At 66.0% G+C, this 2,792-nt stretch carries 2 protein-coding genes; both read right to left on the minus strand.

The annotated features are described in order from the left end of the window. On the minus strand, positions 1–364 hold a 364-nt coding region (locus GGQ91_RS27895), incomplete at its 3' end, for a porin (RefSeq protein WP_182593311.1). A gap of 994 nt (positions 365–1,358) precedes the next feature. Beyond that, positions 1,359–2,792 (minus strand): porin (locus GGQ91_RS27900; RefSeq protein WP_182593312.1); only part of this gene is annotated, 1,434 nt, incomplete at its 5' end.

The following is a 2,792-nucleotide window of genomic DNA, read 5'->3' on the forward strand; positions in this document are numbered from 1 at the left end:
TGATGTAGCCCGTCCGCGCGATGGCATCGAGGCGCGCGAAGGCGCGGAGCGTGCCGTAGGCGGTCTGGGTGCGGGCATCGAGGTTGATGCGCATCTGGCCCTGAAATCCGGCCGTGTCGCCGAGGTTCGTGCCGAACTGCCGCCCGTAGCTGGTTCTGTAGCCGCCCTCGAAACGGGCGCGCCCCGAGAGCCGCAGGCAGGTGTCGGTGCCGGGGATGAAGAAGAAGCCGGGGCCGTATGCGCCGCAGACGCGGACATACGCGACGGGCACCGCCGTCCTGGCCGGCAGGTCGGCGGCCTCTGCGACACCCACCGTCGTGATCGCCGCCACGGCCCCGAGCAATACCGATTCCAAATAGTTCATTGAGACCCCCCGATCCCTCAATATTTACGACACAACGAAAGAGTAATTATCTCCCCCTTGGGAAACACAGAGTCCGATCCGGGTCTCCGTTCACTGATTTCGTCCCAAGCCGAGAAGATACGCCGACAACACTGTGCGCATGAACATATCAGAGCAACAAAAACCCAACGCCGCAGAAACGATTATGTTTTTGTTGTAGGTCAGCAACATTTCTTCTTTCAATACAGAAGCCGTATTGGAATTTTGCTTTGTCAATTCCGTAAACTAATTGAGTGTCTTCTTCTCGATGGACGCCATCTCATCGATGAAAGACACCGCAGAGGCGCGCGAAATCCCTCCGTCCGAGGCGGCTGCAAACGCCAGTTCTGGACACTCCGCGTCGCCGGAGCAGCCGCGACGGACCGGGCCGAAGGCCGCTACGGACCCGCAGCGCGGCGTGATTCCGGGGCGCCGATTCGGCGTGCGAGCGGCCCTCGTCCGGGCCGTCGATCAGGATTGAGAAGGGATCGCGGGCCCTGACCCGGCCCAGGGCACGGCCGGTTCATCCCGACACAGGGTCCCGGCTTCGCTCGCGGACGGGGCGGCGAGAGAGGGGATCGTGCGCCGATGGCGCGGCTCTCTCGACCCGGAATCCGCGGTCCCGCGAATCGCCGACGCAGGCGGACCCGCGCTCCGCGTCGGCGTCGAGAGGCGTGCGGCCTGGCCCCGAACAGGCGGCGGGACGGCCCGACGCCTCGGTTCGACGCATAGGGGAAGTTGCAAGCGAGATGGTGCCTGCGTGCGCCGGGACGGGCGCCGGAGGGCGGCCGAATTGCTTCGGCGCCGTTCTCGACAGGCGCGATTGTGGAGCTCGATCAGGCCGCGTGACGACGCGCCGCTTCGCGCGTCCAGAAGGGCGACCACAACGAAAAAGGCCCGGCCGAAGCCGAGCCTTGAGGTTCCTGAAGCACGGGGACCGTTGCCGAGACCGAAGCCCCGGCGCCGGTGAAGCGGCTTAGAAGTCGCGCTGGACGCGGAAGCGGAAGGTGGAGACGCTGTCCGACGTCGTGGTCCGCGGCACGAAGGTGCCGTTGTTGATGCCGGCGACGTTGGCGTAAGCGGTCGGGCTCTTGTCCTTGTCGATCACGCGGCCGTTCTTGACGCCGATCTGGGTGTAGAAGCCCTCGACACCGATATCGAGATCCTTCACCGGCGACCAGATGATGCTGCCGCCCGCCACGAACTGGTAGGTGTCGCGCAGCGCCTCGCTCAGGTTGTAGAAGCGCGTGCCCGGCGTTCCGACTGCGTTGGCGCCGAAGTTGATCAGGCCGAACGGGTTGGCGACCGCGTAGGCGATACCCTGAGCGGCGCGGGCCGCCCCCGAGAAGTTCATCTCACCGTACGACCCGAAGAAGGCCGAGCGCCACTCCGGCGACCAGTAGTGGAGGTACGCAGCCGTCGCGGAGAAGCTCGTCGACTGCTGCATCTGGCCCGTGAACGGGTTGAGCGTCGCGTCGTTGAAGAACTGATTGAACTTCTGGCCCTGGATCGTCGCCGCGTTCTGCGAGTACGAGCCGCTGAACGAGGAGTAACCGGTGTAGAGCTGAGCGCCGGAGCCGTAGGCACCTTGCAGGTAGAGGGCGTCGCCCGGCGCGATGAACGGCGTGTTGATCTTCAGGCCGCCCTGTACCGCCCAGCCGTACGAGTTGCTGGTGTGCGGGATGCTGATGTTCGAGCCGGTGCCGGTACCGGCGCCGTTGGCGACGTTGCCGACGTTCAGCTCGTGCACGGCGGCCGACAGCTGAGCCGAACCCCAGGCCTGGTCGAGACGCAGGGCGCCGACGACGTCGGGCATGCGCGAGCGCTGGATCACGTCGACGAAGCTGTAGCGGGTCGGCTGGCCGTTGGTGTAGCCGATAAACACTTCAGCCGGCGAGTTGGACTGAGCGAAGTTGGCGAGGTTGGCGTTGACCGTGGCGCCGGCCGGGTTGTTCGAGGCCGAGAAGATCGGGCTGCGGCGGAAGACCGGATCTTCGGCCGAGATCGTGGCGGACAGGCCGTTGCCGAGCGTCGCCGTGTAGGCGAGCAGGTTGGTCGAGGCGATGTCCGAACCCGCGGTGGCGCCGGCGAACTCGAAGTCGTGGGCGTAGAAGTCGAAGAACGACGAGGCGCGACCGGCCGTCATGCCGGCGAACTGGATGAACGCCTTGTCGACGTTCACGAACTGCTGGTCGCGGCCGAAGCTGTCGATGCCGAGGCCCGGGTAGGCCTGCCCGATACGCTGCTGGGTGCCGGACGTACCGACGCCGGAATAGCCCGTGCGGGCGCCGGCATCGAGGCGGACGAAGGCGCGCAGCGTGCCGTAGGCGGTCTGGGTGCGGGCATCGAGGTTGATGCGCATCCGGCCCTGGTAGCCCGACGTATCGCCGCCGTTGGCATTCTGCCGTGA

It is taken from the genome of Methylobacterium fujisawaense (genome assembly GCF_014138435.1).
GTDB lineage: Bacteria > Pseudomonadota > Alphaproteobacteria > Rhizobiales > Beijerinckiaceae > Methylobacterium > Methylobacterium fujisawaense.